Origin of the sequence: Pseudomonas sp. IPO3774, assembly GCF_013386835.1 — a bacterium.
GTDB lineage: Bacteria > Pseudomonadota > Gammaproteobacteria > Pseudomonadales > Pseudomonadaceae > Aquipseudomonas.
This window is the reverse complement of sequence record NZ_JACAQY010000033.1, coordinates 1-232: the sequence shown is the minus strand read 5'-3', so window position 1 is coordinate 232 and position 232 is coordinate 1. Positions and strand designations below refer to the sequence as shown.

The 232-nt window shown below is 53.9% G+C and carries 1 protein-coding gene; it reads right to left on the bottom strand.

Annotation, left to right across the window (positions count from 1 at the left end; genetic code table 11):
- Positions 1–189: hypothetical protein (locus HYE77_RS32465; protein ID WP_218174565.1), on the bottom strand; the 189-nt coding region annotated here is incomplete at its 3' end.
- Positions 190–232 lie beyond the last annotated feature (43 nt).

Sequence of the window (232 nt, the reverse complement as noted above, 5' to 3'; positions counted from 1 at the left end):
GTTAAAAGCCAAATCAAAAGCTAAAGCGGGCACGGTCCAAATGTGGGAGCGGGCTTGCTCGCGAAGGTCGTTAACGATGACGCGGGCATTCTGGATGAACGCGGCGCCCTCAGGTTTTTCGCGAGCAAGCCCGCTCCCACAGAAAAGCAGATCTGTTTTCGCTCTGGTCTTTGCTTTTGCTTTTAACACTCAAGCCGGCCGGGAGGCCGCTGTGCTCTTGCTTTTGATTTTG